The organism is Serratia sp. Z4 (genome assembly GCF_009900725.1).
Taxonomy (GTDB): Bacteria; Pseudomonadota; Gammaproteobacteria; order Enterobacterales; family Enterobacteriaceae; genus Serratia; species Serratia nematodiphila.
Genome location: NZ_JAAABD010000001.1, coordinates 1,228,184 through 1,245,970 on the forward strand (window position 1 = coordinate 1,228,184; position 17,787 = coordinate 1,245,970).

A 17,787-nucleotide genomic window follows, 5' to 3' on the forward strand; every position below is an offset into this window, starting at 1 on the left:
GATAGGGTGGCTTGTTCGCGTACTCGCAATCAGTCGTTAAAGTACCAATAGCCGCTGTTGACCAGCGCGGTCAGCAGCGCCAGGAACGACGGATCGTCCACCGCGTCGCCGAGCAGGGCGGCATCGACGCTGAAGTGCTGGCACAGGGCGTCTGCGGCCTGCAGCTGGTCGGTGTCGATCAGTTCACCGTTGACGAAGCAGCGATCGCCGACGCGCAGCACGCGCAACCCGCCCAGGCGCTGCAGCGCTTCACCCTGTTGCAGCAGTTCGTAGATTTCCCCGGCCTGATACGGCGGCTCCGGCGGCGCCAGATCCAGCTCGTGGCGCGATTGGGAGATAAACTCGCCGAACCAGTGCTGGAAGTGTTCCGGCTGTTGCACCAGATCCAGCATCATCTGCCGTAAGGCGTCCACTTCCTGCGGCAGGATCTCCGCCGGGTGTTCGCGCAGTTTAACGTCCGGATCGCCGTAGCGCTTGCTGCCGAGCTCGCGCGCCAGCACGTAGTCGGCGAAGCCGCTCACCAGCTCGCGGCCGTTCGGCGCGCGGAAGCCCACCGAGTAGTTGAGCGCGTTTTCCAGCGCGTAGCCTTCATGCGGGAAGCCCGGCGGAATATAGAGAATGTCGCCCGGCTCCATCTCTTCGTCGATGATGGCGTCGAACGGTTCGACCTGCAGCAGATCCGGGTGCGGGCAGTGCTGTTTCAGCGGCGTTTTTTCCCCAACGCGCCAGCGGCGGCGGCCGGTGCCCTGAATGATGAACACGTCGTACTGATCGAGGTGCGGGCCGACGCCGCCGCCCGGCACCGAGAAGGAGATCATCAGGTCATCCATCCGCCAGTCCGGCAGTTGGCGGAACGGGCGCATCAGCGCGGCGGAAGGCTCATGCCAGTGGTCCACCGCCTGCACCAGCAGCGACCAGTTGTTTTCGCTCAGGTGGTCGAAGCTCTCGAAGGGGCCGTGCGCAACCTGCCAACGGCCGTCCTGGTGGCTGACCAGGCGGCTGTCCACTTCGTTTTCCATCGCCAGCCCGGCCAGCTCATCCGGGGAGATCGGATCGATAAAGTTTTTGAAGCCGCGCTTCAGAATCACCGGACGCTTTTGCCAATAACGTTGCAAAAAATCGTTCCAGTCCAGATCTAATTGATAATCCATGTTCTATTCCAGGATAGGGGAGTGAGCCTGAGTGCGATTATAACGGAAGTTTGGCCCCGTGGATCGGGGCCGCAGCGGCATAATTTACTCGTTGTGGTGGGTGTCGTGCTGGCGGGCGAAGGTGACCTGCATGCGCGCGCCGCCGAGCGGGCTGTCGCTGATGACGATTTCGCCGTCGTATTGCTCGATGATCTCCGCCGCCACCGACAGGCCAAGGCCCTGGCCGGGGCGCAGGGTATCCACCCGCTGGCCGCGCTGGAAAATCAGCTGGCGCTTGCTTTCCGGGATGCCCGGGCCGTCGTCGTCGATAACGATGGTGAGGTTTTTCTCGGAGTGCAGCGAGGTGATCTCCACGAACTCCAGGCAGTATTTGCAGGCGTTTTCCAACACGTTGCCCATCACTTCCATAAAATCGTTCTTCTCGCCCATAAAGGTCACTTCCGGCGAGATGTCCAGCGTGATCACCACCCCTTTGCGCTGGTAAACCTTGTTCAGCGCCACCACCAGGCTGTCGAGCAGCGCCGGCACCGAGTGGATCTCGCGCGTCAACACCGTCTGGCCGGAGTTGATGCTGGCCCGGTGCAGGTAGTAACCGATCTGCTGCGAGATGCGCCCGATCTGATCCAGCATGATCGGCTCGGCTTCTTCGATGGTGGTTTGCTTGCCGCTGCGCAGCGAGCGCAGGGTGCTTTGCAGCACCGCCAGCGGCGTTTTCAGGCTGTGGGTCAAATCCGACAGGGTGGTGCGATATTTGGTGTAGCGCTGGCGCTCGTTGCGCACCAGAATGTTCAGATTGCGCACCAGCCCGCGCAGCTCGCTGGGCGGGTTCTCATCCAGCTGATCGCGCTCGCCGTTCTCCAGCTCGCCCACCTGATTGACCAGCGCCTTGATCGGCCGCAGGCTCCAGTAGGCCGCCAGCCACAGCAGCGGCACCACCAGCAGCAGGTTGGCCAACAGCACGTAGCTGAACCACTCCCACACCACGTCGGATCGCTGTAGCTCCTGCGGAATGCTGTCGACCACCACGATGGTCAGCGCCGGCAGGCGAGGCGTGGCGGCATAGGTGTTGACCGCCACCGAGTGGGTCAGCGCGTTTTGATCGGTATCGTCGTAATTCTTCAGCTGATCCTGCGCTTTGGGGTTGTCCCCCAGCACTTCGCTACTGACGCGGGTGTCGGTGTCGATTTCGTAGAAGCCGGACTCCTCCAGCCATTCCTTGTTGATCAGCTTCTCGAGCTCCGGCACCTTGCGCTGGCTCCACAGCAGGTTGCCTTTATCGTCGTAGATAAATACCAGCGTCGGGAAGTTGAGATCGAGATCGGGGGGAATGGCGATGGTGAGCTTGTTGTCTTTCCACTGCGCCAGGCTGAAGAACAGGTTGCTCTCGCCGCGCAGCAAACGGAAGGCGGTTTTGTCGAAGCTGACGATATAGCCGACGACCGCCACCAAACCGTAAGAGAGCGACAGCGCCAGGATCACCCCGGCGGTCGCCATCAGGAAGCGGGCACGCAGCGAAAACGGTTTTTTATTCTTGTTGAACATCATGTTCACTTCGCGTCAAAACGATAGCCCTGGCCACGTACCGTGGTGATCACTTCATGCGGGTATTCCGCCTGCACTTTCTTGCGCAAGCGGCCCATCAGCACGTCGATGGTGTGGCTTTCACGCAGTTCGGCGTCCGGGTAGAGCTGCAGCATCAACGAATCCTTGCTCACCACCTTGCCGGCGTTGCGGATCAGGGTCTCGATGATGGTGTATTCAAAGGCGGTCAGCTTGATCTGTTGATCGTTGACGCTCAGTTCGCGGCGCGACAGATCGATCTGGAACGGCGGCAGCACGATCACTTGCGAAGCCAGGCCGCTGTTGCGGCGCATCAGCGCCTGCATGCGGGCGATCACTTCTTCCAGGTGGAACGGCTTGGTGACATAGTCGTCGGCGCCGGCTTCCAGCACCGCCACTTTGTCCTGCCAGCTTTCGCGGGCGGTCAGCACCAGGATCGGCAGCTTGGTCTGATGGGCGCGCCAGCGGCGGATCAGGCTCAGGCCGTCTTCACCCGGCAGGCCGAGATCGACGATGGCGATATCCGGCGCGTGTTCCTGCAGGAAATAATCGGCTTCCTTGGCGTCTTCGGCCGCGTCGACCTGATGGCCCATCTCGCGCATCTGAACGGAAAGGTGGTGACGCAGCAAACCATTATCTTCAACAACCAGTACTCGCATGGCGAACTCCTGTGACTATGCGGGTGAACGTCCTGTCACCCACGCGATAAAAGGGAACACGCTCTGCGGCGTGTCAGGGAATAACGCGGCCACCTGAACCATTTTGACAAAAAGTGCTGAGGCTATGGTAGGTATAACCCGCCCGGCTCGCAAGAGAGCCGAAGCAATGTATTAAAATAAGCGTTATCAATTTGTTCGCCGACATTATCGACAAGCTCTGATAAACATCGGATAAACAGCGGCGGGGCAACATTAAACGCAACTTAAACGCCCCAGGCATTGCCCGCGAAAGGGAAGTGTGAGCCGGGGCGCTTGATAAGCTTTAAAGGTACTAATAAGGTATTATTGAGGCAACGGTACATTTTCTCAGGAGCGACGGATGAAGCAATTAACCCAGGCAGAACGCATAGCGGGCGCACTTTACGGACAGATGCTGGGCGACGCGCTCGGCATGCCTTCCGAGCTGTGGCCGCGCGAGCGGGTTAAGCGCCATTTCGGCTGGATAGACGGCTTTCTCGATGGGCCGGCGGAGAACACCGCCGCCTGTTACTTCAAGGCCGGGCAATATACCGACGATACCGCGATGGCGTTAGCGCTGGCCGATGCGTTGCGGGAAGCGGAAGGCGAGGTGGTGCCGGAACTGATCGCCCGCAACGTGATCCGCTGGGTGGACAGTTTTGACGCCTTCAACAAGAACATTCTCGGCCCCAGTTCCAAACTGGCGTTGAGCGAGCAGAAGGCGGGCACGCCGATCGCCGAGTTGGAAAACAACGGCATCACCAATGGCGCGGCGATGCGCATTTCGCCTTTGGGCTGCGTGCTGCCGTCCGCGCCGCTGGAGGATTTCTGCCAGCAGGTGTGGCTGGCCTCCAGCCCGACGCACAAATCCGACATCGCCGTCGCCGGTGCGGTGGCGATCGCCTGGGCCGTCGCGCGAGCGGTAGAGGGCGCGGACTGGGCCTCAATTCGTCTGGCGCTGCCGGGCGTGGCGGAGTATGCCCAGCACCGGCAGGAGACGACGTTCAGCCCCTCGCTGGCGGCGCGCATCGAGTTGGCGTTTCAGGTGGTGGATGAGGCCGCCGATCCCGAGCAGGCCTCTGAGCGGATATATCAACTGATCGGCGCCGGGGTGAGCACCATCGAGTCGGTGCCGGCGGCGCTGGCGATGGTGCAGCTGGCGCAAACCGATCCTACCCGTTGCGCGGTGCTGTGCGCCAACCTGGGCGGCGATACTGACACCATCGGCGCGATGGCCACCGCTGTCTGCGGTGCGCTGCACGGTGCAGAAGCGATCGAACCCGGATTGCTGGCGGAGTTAAAACGGGTGAATCCGCTGGACGTTGAGGCGTATGCCCAGGCGTTCGTGCGTTTTCGCCGCCGCCGACAGGGCGAGGCGTAACGGATCAGCTTTCGCTGGTAAACTCGTACATGTCGCTGCGGCAGAAGCTTTCGCTGTATTCGACAGGCTTCTTGCGGTGGTCGAACAACGTCTGGCGCACGATCAGCAGCGGCATCGGTTCTGATAGCTGCAGCGCCTGGCGGATATCGTCGTCGGCCATCGCCGCGCTGACCTGGCTGCGCAGCGAGCCCATCTCCACATTATTGCGCCGGAAGTAATCGTAGAGCGAGATGCCAATCTCGTCGATGTTGGCAATCGCCGCCGCCACCACGTAGGACACCGCCACCGACATCGGCCGCCGATCGATAAAGTGAATGCGCTTGAGTTGGTAGATCGGCGCTCCAACCTCCAGCTGGAGCCTTTCCGCCAGTGCGGCGCTGGCCGGCACCCGCTCGCGGCTGATCCATTGCGTGTCCGGCTGACGCCCCTGTTGCGCCGCCTCGCGCGAGAACCCTTTGATGTCCGCTAAGGAATAGCGCAGCTTCGGCGCGGGCCGTTGCGGCTGGATGAAGGTGCCGTAGCCGCGTGAACGGCCGATGATGCCGTCTTGCTCAAGGCAGGCCAGCGCTTTGCGCACCGTGATGCGCGAGATGCCGAGCCGTTCGGTGAACAGGCGCTCGCTGGGCAGGAAATCCCCCGCGCTCAGCAATCCTTGCTCGATAGCCTGGCGCACCGAGGCGTTAAAGCGCAGATACAGCGGCATCGCGCCCGCGCTGGCCAGATCCTGCAGCAGTTTTTCCAGCAGACGCTGGTTGATCTCCTTGCTCATAGCTGACGGAAGTCCTGTAGCCGCAATGCGATGGCTTATTTAAGGGGATTTCGCCGGGCAGCGCAACCGCCGCCGCCGCTGGGAGAAAATGAGGTAGAGTAGTGTGCAATCGCCCCAGGCTCGGAGAAACAGACTGCCCATGAGTGACACCCCACGACACGCGGACGACGCGGCAATCCTGGCAGCCTTCTCCCAGCAGCGTCAGCAGGGGCTGACCCGACGTTCGGCGCTGCACCAGGCCCTGTTGCGGCTCATCACCGCCGGGGAACTGCCGTGGCGGGCGAAGCTGCCGCCGAGCCGCGTGTTGGCGGCCCGGCTGGCGGTGGCGCGTGACACGGTGGAACAGACTTACGCGCGGCTGGAGGCGGAGGGGTTCATCAGCCGAACGGTGGGGCGCGGCAGCTTTGTGCGTTATCGCTGCGATACGCTGCTCGGCCGTGAACTGCTGGCGACGCAGGCAGGCCAGGAGGCGCGGCTGGCGGAACGCGAGTTAAGCGATCGCGGCCGGGCGTTGCTGGCGGTCAGCCATACGCCGCACACCAGCCGCCAGGCCTCGTTGACGCCCTCGCTGGCGGATCTGCGGGCGTTTCCCATCGATTCATGGCTGCAGTGGGAAAAGCAGGCGCTGCGGCGGCACGGCGAGCGGCTGTTGGGGTATGCCGATCCGCAGGGCTTGCCGGAGCTGCGTGCGGAGATCGCGCACTATTTGCAGCGGGAGCGGGGCGTCAAGGCGACGGCGGAGCAGGTGATCGTGGTCACCAGCTCTCAGCAGGCGCTGGCGCTGTGCACGCAGGTGCTGTTCGATCCCGGCGATGCGGTATTCGTCGAAGAGCCGGGTTACCAGGGGGCGAAAAAGCTGGTGCAGTCGGCGGGGCTGCAGGCGCGGCCGATCGGCATTGATGAGCAGGGGCTGGACGTCGGGCAGCTGATGCAGGCTGCGGGCGGCGGGCGGGGCGTTTACATCACGCCGTCCCATCACTACCCGCTGGGGTACTCGCTGAGCCTCGAGCGGCGTCTGGCGCTGTTGCAGTGGGCCCAGCGTCGGCGGGCCTGGATCATCGAAGACGATTATGACGCCGAGTTCAACTACGATCGACAAACCAAGGCGGCGCTGCAAGGGCTGGACAGCGGCGGGCGCACGCTGTACATCGGCACCTTCAGCAAGACGCTGTTTCCGGGGCTGCGCATCGGCTTCATGATTGCGCCGCCGCAGCTGGTGCGGCCATTGGTCGCCGCCAGGCAGTTTCAGGACGGCTACACCTCGGCGCTGGCGCAGATGACGCTGTTCCACTGCCTGCACGAGGGCGGCTACGCCGAGCATCTGCGCAATATGCGCACGCTTTACAAGGCGCGGCTGGATGTGCTGTACGACGCGGTGCAACGCCATCTCGCGCCCTGGACGCGCCCGGCGCTGCCGCAGGGCGGGCTGCAGCTGGTTTGCCCGCTGGCGGATGTGGCGACGGAGCGGCGGCTGGTGGCGGCGGCGGCGGAACGGGGCATCCGGCTGTACGGCCTGGCGGACTTCTACACCGGCGCGCCGCAGCGCGGGGCGCTGGTGCTCGGTTTCTCGGCCTATACGCCGGACGAGATCGTGCGTTTTATCGCCACGCTGGCGCAGGTGTTCAACGCGCTGCCGCGGGAAAACGGCGGTTAAAATTGGTCTGCCCGGCGTTTTGAATTGGTCCGTATTACGCCGTCGCTGCGCGGTGTATTCTGCCGCTATTCGGTTATTTCCCTAATGGAAATAATATCTTAACCCCGTGAGGCGCTATGAACCCATCAAATCGTGAAGTGACCATCCGCAGAATCAATGGCGACGACAGAGCGCAATGGCTGGCGTTGTGGCAGGGCTATCTCGACTTTTACCGCGCCGAGGTGGCGCCGCAGGTGACCGATCGCACCTTCGAACGCTTGGGGCAGGATGAACAGGTGTACGGGCTGGTGGCGGAGGATGCCGACGGCCGGCTGCTGGGGCTGATGAACCTGGTATTCCATCCGTCCACCTGGAGCGCGGTGGGCTATTGTTATATCGAAGATCTCTATGTGTCGCCGCAGGCACGCGGCCATAAAGTGTCGGAAAAACTGTTCGAACAGGCGTATCGGCTGGCGGAGGCGCGCGGCAGCGATCGGGTCTATTGGATGACCCAGGAGTACAACGCGCCGGCGCGTTCGCTGTACGACAAAATCGGCAGAAGAAGCTCGTTTATCGTGTATACCCGTTAACCGCAGGAGGCGCGTATGGCAATGAATCGTTATGGTCAGCCGATTGGCGAACCGATGCCGGATTGGCAGCCGGCTCGCCGCCCGGGCGGCGTGACGCTCGGCGGGCGTTTCTGTTCACTGGCGCCGCTCGATCCGCAGCGGGATTACGCCGCGCTGTATGACGCTTTCCAGCTGGCGCCGGACGGCCGCGACTGGACCTATCTGTCTATCGAACGGCCCGACACGCCGGCGGCGATGTTGCAGCACCTGGAGACGCTGCAGGCCAACCCGACGCTGGTCAATCTGACGGTGTTCGACGCCGCCAGCGACGCGCCGGTGGGGACGGTGGCGCTGATGCGCATCGACGAGGCCAACGGCGTGCTGGAGATCGGCCACGTCAGCTGGTCGCCGTTGATGAAACAGCGCTCCAGCGCCACCGAAGCCATCGCGCTGCTGCTGCGTTATGCCTTCGACACGCTGGGCTATCGCCGCTGCGAGTGGAAGTGCGACAGCCATAACGCGCCGTCGCGCCAGGCCGCGCTGCGCTTCGGCTTCCGTTACGAGGGCAACTTCCGCTTTGCGGTGATCGTCAAGGGGCGCAGCCGGGATACCGACTGGTTCGCCATCACCATTGACCGTTGGCCGGCGGTGCGGCAGGCGCTGGCGCGTTGGCTGAGTGCGGACAACTTCGATGCGCAGGGGCGGCAGATTGCCCGGCTGCAGGTGTTGCGCGGCGAATAATAAGCAAAAAGGCGGCCCGTGGGCCGCCTTGTCGTTGTGGGTCTAACGCGCTTACTTCAGCTCGTCGACCATGGTGGTGGCGCGGCCGATATAGTTGGCCGGGGTCATCGCCTTCAGACGGGTTTTCTCTTCTTCCGGCAGCGCCAGGCCATCGATGAACGCCTGCATGCCGGCGGCGTCCACGCGCTTGCCGCGGGTCAGCTCTTTCAATTTCTCGTAAGGCTTTTCGATGCCGTAGCGGCGCATCACGGTCTGGATCGGCTCGGCCAGCACTTCCCAGTTGTGATCCAGTTCGTCCAGCAGGTGCGCCTGGTTGACTTCCAGCTTGCTGATGCCCTTCAGGGTGGCCTGATAGGCGATCAGCGCGTAACCCAGGCCCACGCCCAGGTTACGCAGCACGGTGGAGTCGGTCAGGTCGCGCTGCCAGCGGGAAACCGGCAGTTTGCCCGCCAGGTGGCCCAGCACGGCGTTGGCCAGCCCCAAGTTGCCTTCGGAGTTTTCGAAGTCGATCGGGTTGACCTTGTGCGGCATGGTGGAAGAACCGATTTCGCCGGCGATGGTCTTCTGCTTGAAGTGGTTCAGGGCGATGTAGCCCCAGATGTCGCGGTCGAAGTCGATCAGAATGGTGTTGAAACGCGCTACGCAGTCGAACAGTTCGGCGATGTAGTCATGCGGTTCGATCTGGGTGGTGTACGGGTTCCAGGTGATGCCGAGCGAGGTGACGAACGCTTCGCTGAACTGATGCCAGTCCACTTCCGGGTAGGCGACGATGTGGGCGTTGTAGTTGCCGACCGCACCGTTGATTTTACCCATGATCTCCACGCGCTCCAGTTGGCGGTACTGGCGCTCCATGCGGTAAGCCACGTTGGCGAACTCTTTACCGACGGTTGACGGGGTCGCCGGCTGGCCGTGGGTGCGCGACAGCAGCGGGATATCGCGGTATTCCTGCGCCAGCCCTTTCAGCGCGTCGATGATCTTGCGCCAGTAAGGCAGCACCACGTCCTGACGGGCGCTTTGCAGCATCAGCGCGTGCGACAGGTTGTTGATGTCTTCGGAGGTGCAGGCGAAGTGGATGAACTCGGACACCGCGTGCAGCGCAGGCACCGCCGCCACTTTTTCCTTCAGGAAATACTCGACCGCTTTCACGTCGTGGTTGGTGGTGCGCTCGATGGTTTTGATGCGCTGTGCGTCTTCTTCATTGAATTCCGCGACGATTTTGTCGAGGAAAGCGTTTGCGTCGGCGTCAAAAGCGGGAACTTCCTTGATTTCTGCGCAGGCGGCCAGTTTTTGCAGCCAACGTACTTCAACCTGTACGCGGAATTTCAGCAGACCGTATTCGCTGAAAATGGGGCGCAGTGCGCTGACTTTATCACCGTAGCGTCCATCAACGGGGGAAACGGCGGTCAGTGAGGATAATTCCATCGGTAGCAACTCCTGGGATCGATTAACAATGAGCAACGATATTTTGCGCCTGCTTGAACAGACGATTACGGGAAAACATTAACTGCAGGCGGCTGCCGCCGACCTGTTGCCACAGCACGGCGGCGCGAATGCCGGCCAGCAGCGTGGCGCGAACCTTGGCCTGCACCTGCGGGTTCTGCAGGATGGCCGGCGAGCCGGTCACCTGGATGCGCGGCCCGAGCGGGCTGACCACGTCGACGTAAATGCCGGCCAGCGCGCTGATGATGGTGTCCGATTCAAGATCGAAGTGCGCCAGCTGGCGCTCGAGCTGGCCGAGGCGTTCGCCGAGCGTGTTCATCGCCTGTTTGTTGGCGTTGAGCTTGCGCTCCAGCACCATCAGGCTGATGGTGTAGCGGGTCAGTTCCGCGCCCGGCCCTTTGTTGTTGGCATTCAGCACGCCCATCAGGGTTTCGAGGCCGACCATCAAATTGCGTTCTTCGCCGCCGAACACCGCCAGCGTGGAGGGCGGATCCATTTGCAGCAGGCTTTTCAGCGAGGTCTGAAACGCTTCGCGGTTGCATTGCCCTTCATGGGCCAACTGCTGAACCAAACGCGCCGACTGGCTGATGCCCGCCATGGCCAGCGTGATGTCATAATAATTCTTCGCCACGATGACTCCTGTAAACGCGGTGAACGGTACATGGCTTACTGCATAAGGTTGTGTGTATCGCAGGGGTAACGGCGGCGGCCGCGAACGGTAACGATCGGGCGTGGCTGTAACAACGATGACAACGAATGCCGCGGATCATGCCACAAAATCGAGGGTAAACCCAGCGTCTAATACGTCTGCGGTGAGGCGGAGGTGCCGTGCGGCGCAGAACTGCGCAAATAGGCGACGAAAATCGCCGGCGCGGCGGCGCGAACTTATTGTTGCTGCGGCAAATAAAGTGCGGCGGCTGCATCTATACTGCCAACGTGAACCCTCAAATAAAGACCTTTATATGCACGTAAAAAACAAGCAGCCACTGCCGGCGGTGACGCTGGCGGCCATCGGCGTGGTGTACGGCGATATCGGCACCAGCCCGCTGTATACCCTGCGCGAATGCCTGACGGCGGAGGAGGGCATCACCCTGACGCCGGCCTCGATTTACGGCTTTTTATCGCTGATTTTCTGGCTGCTGACGCTGGTGGTGTCGATTAAATACATTTGTTTCGTGATGCGCGCCGACAACGACGGCGAGGGAGGCATTCTGACGCTGATGTCGCTGGCGATCCGCAAGCTGGATGCGCGCTGGGTGCCGGCGGCGGTGCTGATCGGGCTGGTGGGCGGCAGCTTCTTTTACGGCGATGGGGTGATCACCCCGGCCATTTCGGTGCTCTCGGCCATCGAGGGGCTGCAGATTATCGCCCCCGAGCTGGACAGCTTTATCGTACCGCTGTCGCTGCTGGTGCTGACCGCATTGTTCGCGATCCAAAAACGCGGCACCGGCAGCGTCGGCAAACTGTTCGCCCCGGCGATGGTTATCTGGTTCCTGACGCTGGCGCTGCTGGGCCTCGGCGGCATTTTGCATCACCCCGGCGTGCTGCGGGCGCTGAACCCTTACTGGGCGGTGAATTTCTTCCTCGAATACAAGGCCGTGTCGTTCTTTGCGCTGGGCATGGTGGTGCTGTCGGTCACCGGCGCTGAAGCGCTGTACGCCGATATGGGCCACTTCGGTAAAAAACCGATCCGCCTGGCGTGGTTTACGCTGGTGGCGCCGGCGCTGGTGCTGAACTACTTCGGCCAGGGGGCGCTGCTGTTGGCCAACCCGGCGGCGATCAATAACCCGTTCTTCCTGCTGGCGCCGACCTGGGCGCTGATCCCGCTGCTGGTGATCGCTACGCTGGCGACGGTGATCGCCTCGCAGGCGGTTATCTCCGGCGTGTTCTCGCTGACGCGGCAGGCGGTGCGGCTGGGTTACCTGCCGCCGATGCGCATCATCTATACCTCCGATCAGGAGTCCGGGCAGATCTACATTCCGGTGGTGAACTGGCTGCTGTTCGCGGCGGTGCTGATCGTGATCGTCAGCTTCAAACACTCCAGCAACCTGGCCTCGGCCTACGGCATCGTGGTAACCGGCACCATGCTGCTGTCGTCGATTCTGCTGAGCATCGTGGCGGTGAAAAACTGGGGCTGGCCGCGCTATCTGGGCGGGCTGATGCTGCTGGTCATGCTGTGCATCGACGTGCCGCTGTTCGGCGCCAACCTGATCAAGCTGGCGACCGGCGGCTGGCTGCCGGTGGCGCTCGGGCTAATCATTCTGCTGATCATGCTGACCTGGAAGACCGAGCGTTCGCGCCTGATCCGCCGATTGCGCGACAATCAGGAAGGGCTGAGCGCGCTGATCGAGTCGCTGGAGAAGGCGCCGCCGAAGCGGGTGCCGGGCACCGCGGTGTTTATGGAGCGCACGCCGCATGCGGTGCCGCTGGTGCTGTTGCATAACCTGAAGCACAACAAGGTGCTGCACGAGCGCGTGGTGCTGCTGACCATCGTCACCACCGACATGCCGTACGTGCACAACGTGCAGCGGGTGGCGATCGAACAGCTGTCGGCGAGTTTCTGGCGGGTGGTGGCGAGCTACGGCTGGCGCGAGACGCCCAACGTGACGGACATTCTTTACCGCTGCGGGCTGGAGGGGATGAGCTTCACCATGAACGAGACCTCGTTCTTCATGTCGCGCGATACGCTGGTGCTGGGCAAACGGCCCTGGTATCTGCGCGTGCGCGGCAAGGTGTTCCAGCTGTTGCAGCGCAACGCGCTGCGGGCGCCGGACCTGTTCGAAATCCCGCCGAACCGGGTGATCGAGCTGGGGGCGCAGGTGGAATTTTGAATAAAAAAACGCTGCGGTAAACGCAGCGTTTTTCTTGGGCGGCAGGCGAATTACGCCAGGCGCTGTTCGATGATGCCGCCGCCGAGGCAGATTTCGCCCTGGTAGAATACCGCCGACTGACCGGGGGTGACGGCGGAGACCGGCTCGTCGAAACGCACTTCGATGCGTTCGTCGTCGAGCGGGGTCACGGTGCAAGGGATATCCTGCTGGCGATAGCGGGTCTTCACCGTGCAGCGGAACGGGCCGCTCAGCGGCAGACGATCCACCCAGTGCAGCTGCTGCGCGATAAGGCCTACGGACATCAGGCGCGGATGATCGTGCCCCTGCGCGACGACCAGCACGTTGTTGGCCACGTCTTTATCCACCACGTACCACGGATCTTCGCTGCTGTCTTTCAGGCCGCCGATGCCCAGCCCTTTGCGCTGGCCCAGGGTGTGATACATCAGGCCCTGGTGTTCGCCGACGGTCTGGCCGTCAACGCTGACGATCGGGCCCGGCTGCGCCGGCAGGTAGCGGCCGAGGAAGTCGCGGAACTTGCGCTCGCCGATAAAGCAGATGCCGGTAGAGTCTTTCTTCTTGGCGGTGACCAGCTCCAGCTGCTCGGCGATGCGGCGCACCTCCGGCTTCTCCAGCTCGCCGACCGGGAACAGGCTCTGCGCCACCTGCTCGTGGCTCAGGGTGTAGAGGAAGTAGCTCTGATCTTTGTTGCCGTCGACGCCGCGCAGCAGGCGGCTCTTGCCGTCCACATCCTGGCGGCGCACGTAGTGGCCGGTGGCGATGAAATCGGCCCCCAGATCTTCGGCGGCGAACTCCAGGAAGGCTTTGAATTTGATCTCTTTATTGCACAGGATGTCCGGGTTCGGCGTGCGGCCGGCCTTGTACTCTTCCAGGAACAGCTCAAACACGTTGTCCCAGTATTCCGCCGCAAAGTTCACCGTGTGCAGTTCGATGCCCAGCTTGTCGCAGACCGCTTGCGCATCGGCCAGATCGGTCGCGGCGGAGCAGTACTCTTCGTCGTCGTCTTCTTCCCAGTTCTTCATGAACAGCCCAGCGACCTGATAGCCCTGTTGCTGTAACAGATAGGCGGTAACGGAAGAGTCGACGCCGCCGGACATACCGACGATTACTTTTTTCTGGCTGTTGTCTGACATGGGGATCTCACGAACTTGAACACGAACCGTGCTGATAAAAACAAGCGCAGGATTTTACCACGTTGGCCGAGCCGGCGCACTGTTCATCTTGTGCTGCCCGGCGCCCTTAATGCGGCCAGGCGAAGCTGCCGACCAGCGACAGCGGGTAGCGCTCCGGCTGCTGATAGCTGCGAATGCTCTCCGCCACCAGTGCGGAACGCAGGTTGGGCGCCTGCAAAATCTCGTCGGCGCTCAGCCACAGGCAGCGATCGATGTCGCTGTCGTGCGGCTCGGTCGGCAGCGACTGTTCCAGCTCGATGACGAAGCAGAAGCGCAGGAACGGCGTGCGATCCGGCGCGATCCACTGGTGCAGGCGCAGAAACGCCTGCGGCGTGGCGCGGATGCCGGTCTCTTCCCACAGCTCGCGTTCGGCGGCCTGCACCAGCGTCTCGTCGGCCTCCAGATGGCCGGCCGGCTGATTCCACAGCGTTTTGCCGTTGATGGTTTCTTCGACAATTAAAAATTTGCCGGCGGCGTGCACCACGCAGGCGACGGTGACGTGCGGTTTGAACATGCGGTCTCCTTACAGCGGTTTATCGATGCGCCGGTAGATGTCGTCCAGCTCGGCGATGCGGGTGCGGTAGCTTTTGAGCAGACAGGCGGTGTCACCGCCGCACCGCTGGCGCTTGGTCAGCCAGGCCTGCTGGCTGTCCTGCATCGCGCCGCGCGCGCCCATGGCGAACAGGCCGCGCAGGAATTGATATTTGGTGGCCATTTGCACGTCCAGATCGTTCAGCGTGCGGTCGGCGCAGATGGCGCGTTCATCGCTGCCTGCCGCCTTGGCGCAGTCGAAGCTGGCGGCAGGGGCGGCGAACGGGGCCGCCAGAGCGGCGAGCAGCAGCGCGATCGGGGTAGATTTCATGGCGCCTCCATCAGTTATCGGTCTACAGGGAATCGATGATTTTCCATTCACCGGGCTGCAGTGAACCCAGCGAAAGATTACCCATACTGTAGCGAATCAGGCGCAGGGTAGGGAACCCGATATGCGCCGTCATGCGACGCACCTGGCGGTTTCGCCCTTCGAACAGGGTGATTTTCAACCAGCTGGTGGGGATGGATTTGCGTTCGCGGATCGGTGGGTTGCGCGGCCACAGCCACTGCGGCTCGGCGACCAACTCCACCCCGGCGGGCAGCGTCGGGCCGTCTTTCAGCGTGACGCCGCTGCGCAGCGGCGCCAAATCGCTCTCCTGCGGCGCGCCCTCGACCTGCACATAGTAGATTTTGCCGGTGCGCTTGCCCGGCTGGGTGAGCTGCGCCTGCAGCTGGCCGTCGTTGGTCAGCACCAGCAGCCCCTCGCTGTCGCGATCTAGGCGCCCGGCGGCGTAAACGTCGGGGAAGGGGATGTACTCTTTCAGCGTGGCGCGGCCGGCTTCGTCGGTGAACTGCGGCAATACGTCGAAGGGCTTGTTGAATAACACAATGCGGCGCGGCCCCTTCGGCGCGGCGGGTTTGGCGGCATTCGGCTTGCTGAATCGTTTAACGTTGTGATTTCTAACAGAGAATTTTTTCATAACGGTTGAGATTACGGATGATAAGCGCATTATAACCGAATCCGTTTCGGATTGGCGCGGACCGAATATTCAAGTAGTATCTACACGCATCTTACAAAGCATTAACAAAATTGCGCTTGAAGGAGAGGTTGATGGAAAGCAAAGTAGTTGTTCCGGCAGAAGGTAAAAAAATCACGGTTGACGCCCAGGGTAAACTGGTTGTTCCTCATAACCCGATCATTCCGTTCATCGAAGGCGACGGCATCGGCGTTGACGTGACTCCTGCCATGATCCACGTGGTTGATGCGGCCGTTAAAAAGGCTTACCACGGCGAACGTAAAATCTCCTGGATGGAAATCTACACCGGCGAAAAATCTACCCACGTTTACGGTAAAGACGTGTGGCTGCCGGACGAAACTCTGGACCTGATCCGCGACTACCGCGTCGCCATCAAAGGCCCTCTGACCACCCCGGTCGGCGGCGGCATCCGTTCTCTGAACGTGGCCCTGCGCCAGCAGCTGGACCTGTACGTGTGCCTGCGCCCGGTGCGTTACTACCAGGGCACCCCAAGCCCGGTGAAACAGCCTGAGCTGACCGACATGGTGATCTTCCGCGAAAACGCCGAAGACATCTACGCTGGCATCGAGTGGAAAGCCGGCTCCGCCGAAGCGGACAAAGTGATCAAATTCCTGCGCGACGAAATGGGCGTGAAGAAAATCCGCTTCCCGGAGCAGTGCGGTATCGGTGTGAAGCCATGCTCCGAAGAAGGGACCAAGCGTCTGGTGCGTGCGGCGATCGAATACGCCATCACCAACGACCGTGACTCCGTGACCCTGGTTCACAAAGGCAACATCATGAAGTTCACCGAAGGTGCCTTCAAGGATTGGGGCTATGAGCTGGCGCGCGAAGAGTTCGGCGGCGAGCTGATCGACGGCGGCCCATGGCTGAAGATCAAGAACCCGAACACCGGCAAAGAGATCGTGGTTAAAGACGTGATCGCCGACGCCTTCCTGCAGCAGATCCTGCTGCGCCCGGCGGAATACGACGTGATCGCCTGTATGAACCTGAACGGCGACTACATCTCCGACGCCCTGGCGGCCCAGGTAGGCGGCATCGGTATTGCGCCGGGCGCCAACATCGGCTCCGACTGCGCCCTGTTCGAAGCGACTCACGGCACCGCGCCGAAGTACGCCGGCCAGGACAAAGTGAACCCAGGCTCCATCATCCTGTCCGCAGAGATGATGTTGCGCCACATGGGCTGGTTCGAAGCGGCTGACCTGATCGTTAAAGGCATGGAAGGCGCCATCGCTGCCAAGACCGTGACCTATGACTTCGAACGCCTGATGGAAGGCGCTAAATTGCTGAAATGTTCAGAGTTTGGCGACGCTATCGTTAAACACATGTAAGTGTGTTCAGCGCTTGAATGAGAGCGGGAGCCTAAGGGCTCCCGTTTTTTTTACGGTTCAAATATGTGTGAGGTGTCGGACAGGCTCACTGAGTGGCGTTAGCCGATTCACGCACCACCAGCACCGGGCAATTGGCGTGGCGGACGACAGCGGTGGCATTGGAGCCGAGGAGATAAGTGATCGCAGAAGGGCGGTTGGAACCCATCACGATAATCTCCGCGTTGAGCGCATCGGCGAGCTCCAGGATCTGATCTTTAGGATCGCCGACGGCAACGTGCGTGGTCACTCTATCTTCAGGCACGCTGAATTCTTTAGCCGCTTTTGCCAGCCCCTCGGTTGCTACCGCAATGATTTCGTCTTTGGTTTCTATCGCCGCCGTGGCGGCAAAGCCGAAAGCGGCATAGGTGGCGCGCGACGGGATCACCGCCAGGAAATGGACGTGGGAGTCTTCGAGCCTGGCGAGCGCGTTGACATGCGGGATGACCTGCTGTGTTAATTCCGGTTCGGTAATATCCACGGGAACCAAAATAGTTTTGTACATACTCCCTCCTTATCGTTTTCAAAAAACTCCACTTTTTGGATTATAGCTGCTTAACGCAGGGAAAGGGGAGATCCTGGTGGCAGAACTAAAGAAATTGGCCGCCAACAATCGGAGATAATCGCTACCTTGGTTATAGAGTATAAACAGAGAATATCAGATGAACTAAGGGATAAACAGCAAGAAAAACTAAATAATTATTTTTATTCAATGGGTTATGAGTGCGCCTGGATAGTCAATACAAAAACAGTTTTGCTAAATTAGCAATACTAATCGAAAGCTTGCTACTGGACGATTAGTCTAACACTCTACTACCTGGGGGTGAGGTTTACCTGGACGTTAGAGGCATAGAAGGTGCTAATTTGCTGAAATGTTCAGAGCTTCGTGGTGCTACCTTTAGGCATATTTAAT

General features: G+C 61.3%; 17 protein-coding genes. 6 read left to right on the forward strand and 11 right to left on the reverse strand.

What is annotated here, in order from left to right; all coding sequences use genetic code 11:
• Positions 1-29 precede the first annotated feature (29 nt).
• The 3 genes from GT753_RS06125 to phoP all read right to left on the reverse strand — a co-directional run bounded on the left by GT753_RS06125 (position 30) and on the right by phoP (position 3,370).
• Positions 30-1,151: a cupin domain-containing protein gene (locus GT753_RS06125; protein WP_004941161.1), complete on the reverse strand. Its 1,122-nt coding sequence runs from the start codon at positions 1,149-1,151 to the stop codon at positions 30-32.
• Between the two features lie 84 nt (positions 1,152-1,235).
• The gene (phoQ, locus tag GT753_RS06130; protein WP_004941164.1) at positions 1,236-2,693 is read right to left on the reverse strand and encodes a two-component system sensor histidine kinase PhoQ; all 1,458 of its coding nucleotides are present in this window, start codon (positions 2,691-2,693) and stop codon (positions 1,236-1,238) included.
• A gap of 5 nt (positions 2,694-2,698) precedes the next feature.
• Entirely contained in the window at positions 2,699-3,370 is a 672-nt protein-coding gene (gene phoP / locus GT753_RS06135; protein WP_004941169.1) for a two-component system response regulator PhoP, read from the reverse strand.
• A gap of 379 nt (positions 3,371-3,749) precedes the next feature.
• Between phoP and GT753_RS06140 the strand changes: the two genes are divergently transcribed.
• A complete protein-coding gene (locus tag GT753_RS06140; protein ID WP_160125387.1) occupies positions 3,750-4,769 on the forward strand; it encodes an ADP-ribosylglycohydrolase family protein in 1,020 nt (339 codons plus the stop codon).
• Positions 4,770-4,773: 4 nt separating this feature from the next.
• Here GT753_RS06140 and GT753_RS06145 read toward each other — a convergent pair whose 3' ends face one another.
• Complete coding sequence (locus tag GT753_RS06145) at positions 4,774-5,538, reverse strand: GntR family transcriptional regulator (RefSeq protein ID WP_160125388.1); 765 nt, start codon at positions 5,536-5,538, stop codon at positions 4,774-4,776.
• A gap of 139 nt (positions 5,539-5,677) precedes the next feature.
• On the opposite strand from GT753_RS06145, the gene GT753_RS06150 reads away from it, so the two are divergent.
• The 3 genes from GT753_RS06150 (at position 5,678) to GT753_RS06160 (ending at position 8,481) form a co-directional block, all read left to right on the forward strand.
• On the forward strand, positions 5,678-7,192 hold the full coding sequence (locus GT753_RS06150) for a PLP-dependent aminotransferase family protein (RefSeq protein ID WP_160125389.1): 1,515 nt from the start codon (positions 5,678-5,680) through the stop codon (positions 7,190-7,192).
• Positions 7,193-7,308: 116 nt separating this feature from the next.
• Positions 7,309-7,761, forward strand: coding sequence for a GNAT family N-acetyltransferase (locus tag GT753_RS06155; protein ID WP_015377605.1), 453 nt, complete (start codon positions 7,309-7,311; stop codon positions 7,759-7,761).
• Positions 7,762-7,776: 15 nt separating this feature from the next.
• The gene (locus GT753_RS06160) at positions 7,777-8,481 is read left to right on the forward strand and encodes a GNAT family N-acetyltransferase (protein ID WP_015377606.1); all 705 of its coding nucleotides are present in this window, start codon (positions 7,777-7,779) and stop codon (positions 8,479-8,481) included.
• A gap of 51 nt (positions 8,482-8,532) precedes the next feature.
• Here GT753_RS06160 and purB read toward each other — a convergent pair whose 3' ends face one another.
• Together purB and hflD are read right to left on the reverse strand one after the other, a co-directional pair.
• Complete coding sequence (purB, locus tag GT753_RS06165; protein ID WP_004941193.1) at positions 8,533-9,903, reverse strand: adenylosuccinate lyase; 1,371 nt, start codon at positions 9,901-9,903, stop codon at positions 8,533-8,535.
• Between the two features lie 22 nt (positions 9,904-9,925).
• Complete coding sequence (gene hflD / locus GT753_RS06170) at positions 9,926-10,552, reverse strand: high frequency lysogenization protein HflD (RefSeq protein ID WP_004941196.1); 627 nt, start codon at positions 10,550-10,552, stop codon at positions 9,926-9,928.
• A 331-nt stretch (positions 10,553-10,883) separates the two neighbouring features.
• On the opposite strand from hflD, the gene kup reads away from it, so the two are divergent.
• Entirely contained in the window at positions 10,884-12,752 is a 1,869-nt protein-coding gene (kup, locus tag GT753_RS06175) for a low affinity potassium transporter Kup (protein WP_015377607.1), read from the forward strand.
• 50 nt (positions 12,753-12,802) lie between these two features.
• On the opposite strand, the gene mnmA is transcribed toward kup, so the two are convergent.
• From mnmA to rluE, 4 genes are all read right to left on the reverse strand, one after another.
• Positions 12,803-13,903: a tRNA 2-thiouridine(34) synthase MnmA gene (gene mnmA / locus GT753_RS06180; protein ID WP_015377608.1), complete on the reverse strand. Its 1,101-nt coding sequence runs from the start codon at positions 13,901-13,903 to the stop codon at positions 12,803-12,805.
• Positions 13,904-14,009: 106 nt separating this feature from the next.
• Positions 14,010-14,456, reverse strand: coding sequence for an NUDIX hydrolase (locus GT753_RS06185; protein ID WP_160125390.1), 447 nt, complete (start codon positions 14,454-14,456; stop codon positions 14,010-14,012).
• Positions 14,457-14,465: 9 nt separating this feature from the next.
• The gene (locus tag GT753_RS06190; protein WP_015377610.1) at positions 14,466-14,804 is read right to left on the reverse strand and encodes a lysozyme inhibitor LprI family protein; all 339 of its coding nucleotides are present in this window, start codon (positions 14,802-14,804) and stop codon (positions 14,466-14,468) included.
• A 22-nt stretch (positions 14,805-14,826) separates the two neighbouring features.
• Positions 14,827-15,453, reverse strand: a complete 627-nt coding sequence (rluE, locus tag GT753_RS06195) for a 23S rRNA pseudouridine(2457) synthase RluE (protein WP_021505540.1) — start codon at positions 15,451-15,453, stop codon at positions 14,827-14,829.
• Between the two features lie 131 nt (positions 15,454-15,584).
• On the opposite strand from rluE, the gene icd reads away from it, so the two are divergent.
• A complete protein-coding gene (gene icd / locus GT753_RS06200; RefSeq protein ID WP_015377612.1) occupies positions 15,585-16,838 on the forward strand; it encodes an NADP-dependent isocitrate dehydrogenase in 1,254 nt (417 codons plus the stop codon).
• 85 nt (positions 16,839-16,923) lie between these two features.
• Here the strand turns inward: icd and uspF are convergent, their stop codons facing one another.
• Positions 16,924-17,379 carry a universal stress protein UspF gene (gene uspF / locus GT753_RS06205; RefSeq protein ID WP_004941216.1) on the reverse strand — a complete coding sequence of 152 codons (456 nt, stop codon included), beginning with the start codon at positions 17,377-17,379 and terminating at the stop codon, positions 16,924-16,926.
• Positions 17,380-17,787: the final 408 nt, after the last annotated feature.

Bases quoted from the DNA above. Each gene is read 5' to 3' on its own strand.
- GT753_RS06125 (WP_004941161.1), bottom strand. From the start codon at position 1,151: ATGGATTATCAATTAGATCTGGACTGGAACGATTTTTTGCAACGTTAT.
- phoQ (WP_004941164.1), bottom strand. From the start codon at position 2,693: ATGTTCAACAAGAATAAAAAACCGTTTTCGCTGCGTGCCCGCTTCCTG.
- phoP (WP_004941169.1), bottom strand. From the start codon at position 3,370: ATGCGAGTACTGGTTGTTGAAGATAATGGTTTGCTGCGTCACCACCTT.
- GT753_RS06140 (WP_160125387.1), top strand. From the start codon at position 3,750: ATGAAGCAATTAACCCAGGCAGAACGCATAGCGGGCGCACTTTACGGA.
- GT753_RS06145 (WP_160125388.1), bottom strand. From the start codon at position 5,538: ATGAGCAAGGAGATCAACCAGCGTCTGCTGGAAAAACTGCTGCAGGAT.
- GT753_RS06150 (WP_160125389.1), top strand. From the start codon at position 5,678: ATGAGTGACACCCCACGACACGCGGACGACGCGGCAATCCTGGCAGCC.
- GT753_RS06155 (WP_015377605.1), top strand. From the start codon at position 7,309: ATGAACCCATCAAATCGTGAAGTGACCATCCGCAGAATCAATGGCGAC.
- GT753_RS06160 (WP_015377606.1), top strand. From the start codon at position 7,777: ATGGCAATGAATCGTTATGGTCAGCCGATTGGCGAACCGATGCCGGAT.
- purB (WP_004941193.1), bottom strand. From the start codon at position 9,903: ATGGAATTATCCTCACTGACCGCCGTTTCCCCCGTTGATGGACGCTAC.
- kup (WP_015377607.1), top strand. From the start codon at position 10,884: ATGCACGTAAAAAACAAGCAGCCACTGCCGGCGGTGACGCTGGCGGCC.
- mnmA (WP_015377608.1), bottom strand. From the start codon at position 13,903: ATGTCAGACAACAGCCAGAAAAAAGTAATCGTCGGTATGTCCGGCGGC.
- GT753_RS06185 (WP_160125390.1), bottom strand. From the start codon at position 14,456: ATGTTCAAACCGCACGTCACCGTCGCCTGCGTGGTGCACGCCGCCGGC.
- GT753_RS06190 (WP_015377610.1), bottom strand. From the start codon at position 14,804: ATGAAATCTACCCCGATCGCGCTGCTGCTCGCCGCTCTGGCGGCCCCG.
- rluE (WP_021505540.1), bottom strand. From the start codon at position 15,453: ATGAAAAAATTCTCTGTTAGAAATCACAACGTTAAACGATTCAGCAAG.
- icd (WP_015377612.1), top strand. From the start codon at position 15,585: ATGGAAAGCAAAGTAGTTGTTCCGGCAGAAGGTAAAAAAATCACGGTT.
- uspF (WP_004941216.1), bottom strand. From the start codon at position 17,379: ATGTACAAAACTATTTTGGTTCCCGTGGATATTACCGAACCGGAATTA.